The organism is Microbacterium sp. H6 (assembly GCF_003314775.1).
Classification (GTDB): domain Bacteria; phylum Actinomycetota; class Actinomycetes; order Actinomycetales; family Microbacteriaceae; genus Microbacterium; species Microbacterium oxydans.
The window spans coordinates 3711-6799 of the sequence record NZ_QOAY01000308.1; the positions used below are offsets into that span (position 1 = coordinate 3711).

Below are 3089 nucleotides of genomic sequence, written 5' to 3' on the forward strand. Positions count from 1 at the left end.
ACATCCTGGCGAACGCCACCCTGCCGCGCATGGATCAGTTCTCCGTCGCGGGATGGCTCAAGGGCCGCAGCCGCGTGGACGCGGTCTCCGAGGTCATGAGTTCGGTGAGGCTGCGCAGCCGCGGCCTCGGGCAGCTCATGGAGACGCTGTCCGGCGGCAACCAGCAGAAGGTCGTGCTCGCGCGTTGGCTCACCGGCGAGGTCAAGGTCCTCCTGCTCGACGAGCCGACCCGCGGCGTCGACATCGGCGCCCGCAGCGAGATCTACCGCATCATCACCGACCTCGCCGCCTCCGGCATGGCCGTGGTCATGGCCTCGAGCGATATGCCGGAGATCCTCGCGCTGTCGCATCGCGCTCTCGTGCTCAAGGACGGGGGCGTGGTCGCCGAGCTCGACCGGGCCGCCCTCCAGCAGCCCGACGTGCAGGACCGCATCTTCCGCCTCGCGAGTGGACTCGACATCTCCGAGGCCCCCGCCAGCAGCACCGCCCCCTCCGCAAAGGACGACCGATGACCGACACCCGCACCGCCGCGCAGACCTTCGTGCCCGAGTCGGAAGTGAAACGCTTCAGCCCCACCTGGTTCGGCGACCTCGCCATCCGCTACGCGATGGTGATCGTGATGGTGCTCATCATCGCCTTCTTCCTCTACCGCAGCGCGCGCTTCGGCACGGTCGACAACCTGCAGACGATCCTCGTCGCCGCGGCACCGTTCGCCCTGATCGCCCTCGGACAGACGCTCGTGATCCTCACCGGCGGCATCGACCTGTCGGTCGGCAGTGTCATCGCCGCATCCGCCGTCTTCGGCAGCCTCACCGCGAAGGCCTTCCCCGACCAGATCTGGCTCGCGATCGTCGCCGGTGTCGTCGTCGGCTTCATCGCCGGCGCGATCAACGGCTTCGTGGTCTCGGTGATCAAAGTGCCACCCTTCATCGCGACGCTCGGGATGCTCACTCTCGCATCCGGCGTCGCCTATGTCGCGGGCAACGGCGCCCCCATCACCGGGCTGCCTGCCGACTTCTCCCGCATCGCCAACGCGCAGTTCGGCGGGCTCACGCTCCCGGTGATCCTGATGATCGTCGGCATCCTGGGACTCGCGATCATCATGCGCCGCACCACGTGGGGCATGCGCGTGTACGCGATCGGCGGCAACCCGATCGCCGCGGGCATCGCCGGCATCAACGTGGGCCGCACCATCTTCAGCGTGTACGCCATCTCCGGCATGCTCGCGGGGATCTCCGGCGTCATGCTCGCCAGCCGCGTCACCCTCGGCGCACCGAACCTCGGCGTCGGGTACGAGCTCGACGCGATCGCTGCCGTCGTGATCGGCGGGGCGAGCCTGCTCGGCGGTCGCGGCTCGATCTGGGGAACCGCCCTCGGCCTGCTCCTCATCCAGACGCTCAACAACGGTCTCGACATCCTGACCGTGCCCGCGTACTGGCAGAAGGTCATCAAGGGCGTGCTCATCGTCGCGGCGGTGGCCGTCGACGTGTGGGCGACCCGACGACGAAGCCGCTAGCACACCGACGACCACCCCGACGAAGAAGACCCTGCTTCATCGCACCACCCAACGAGAGGAATCCCATGTTCACCAAGAAGAGCCGCATCGCCGCGGCTTTCGCCGTCACCTCCGTCGCAGCACTGATGCTCGCCGGGTGCGGCGCCGGCGACCCGAACGCGAACGCCGGCGGCGCAGACGACAGCGGTCAGGAGCGCATCACCATCGGCGTGAGCGTCTACGACATGTCGTCCTTCGTCACGGAGGGCAAAGAGGGCATCGAGCGCTACGCCGACGAGAACAACATCGAGATCCTGTGGAACTCCGCGGGCCTCGACGTCAACACCCAGGCCAGCCAGGTCGACCAGTACGTGACGGCCGGTGTCGACGCGATCGTCGTCATCCCCGTGCAGGCCGACTCGCTGCAGCCGCAGATCGCCGCCGCGAAGGCCGCCGACATCCCCTTCTTCGACGTCAACGCCTCGCTCAACAGCGAAGACCTCACCGGCTCGGTGCAGCCCGATGACGTGGCCGCGGGTGAGCAGGAGGCGCAGATGATGATGGACGCCCTCGACGGGAAGGGAAACGTCATCATCCTGCAGGGACCGCTCGGAGGCTCGGGCGAGATCAACCGCGGGAAGGGCATCGACAACGTGCTCGCCGAGAACCCCGACGTGAAGGTGCTCGCCAAGGACACCGCGAACTGGAAGCGCGATGAGGCCGTCAACAAGGTCAGCAACTGGATCTCGGCCTTCGGCGATGACATCGACGGCGTGATCGCCCAGAACGACGACATGGGCCTCGGTGCACTGCAGGCGCTCAAAGAAGCCGGCATGACCGACGTGCCGATCGTGGGCATCGACGGGATCGCCGACGGCCTCGAGGCCGTCAAGAACGGTGACTTCATCGGAACCTCGCTGCAGAACGGCACGGTCGAGCTGTCGGCCGGTGTCGCCTACGCCGCCGCCATCGTGCGGGGCGAGGACGTCAAGGAGAACCCCGTCTACCTGATGCCCGCGATCACCAAGGACAACGTCGACGAGGCGATCGGTCACGTGGTCACGGAGCGCGACGCGTTCCTGAAGAACCTGAGCGAGATGACCAACAAGAACCTCAAGAGCGGCAACATCGCCTACGAGGGTCTCACCGGCCAGTCCGAGTGACAGCAGCGCCAGGGCCGCGGAGATGCTTCGGTGTCTTCGCGGCCCTGGTGTTCGACGGACTGGTGTCTCACGCACTGGTGTTCCACGGACTGGTCGTTCACGGATGAGGGAGAAGCGGATGCCGATATACGTCGCCGGGGTGGATTCGTCCACGCAGAGCTGCAAGGTGAGTGTGCACGACCTGGAGACGGGAGAGATCGTGCGCTCCGGCCGGGCGGCGCATCCGTCCGGCACGGAGGTGGACCCCGAGGCCTGGTGGTCGGCACTCCAGAGCGCGATCGTCGATGCCGGCGGACTGCACGACGTCGCCGCGATCTCGGTCGCCGCCCAGCAGCACGGGCTCGTGGCGCTCGACGTGCAGGGGCGCGTGGTGCGTGACGCCCTGCTCTGGAACGACGTCCGCAGCGCCGAGGCCGCGGCGGCGCTCGTGA

Annotated in this window: 4 protein-coding genes; all 4 read left to right on the plus strand. The window is 67.6% G+C overall.

Annotated features, from left to right (window positions below; all coding sequences use genetic code 11):
• Positions 1-512: ATP-binding cassette domain-containing protein (locus DSP71_RS21190; protein ID WP_147251422.1), on the plus strand; the 512-nt coding region annotated here is incomplete at its 5' end.
• On the plus strand, positions 509-1516 hold the full coding sequence (locus tag DSP71_RS21195) for an ABC transporter permease (RefSeq protein WP_045263874.1): 1008 nt from the start codon (positions 509-511) through the stop codon (positions 1514-1516). The genes DSP71_RS21190 and DSP71_RS21195, both read left to right, overlap by 4 nt.
• A gap of 125 nt (positions 1517-1641) precedes the next feature.
• Positions 1642-2658 (plus strand): substrate-binding domain-containing protein, encoded by a 1017-nt coding sequence (locus tag DSP71_RS21200; protein ID WP_171011038.1) that lies wholly within the window; start codon positions 1642-1644, stop codon positions 2656-2658.
• Between the two features lie 118 nt (positions 2659-2776).
• Positions 2777-3089 (plus strand): FGGY family carbohydrate kinase (locus DSP71_RS21205; protein WP_258546596.1); only part of this gene is annotated, 313 nt, incomplete at its 3' end.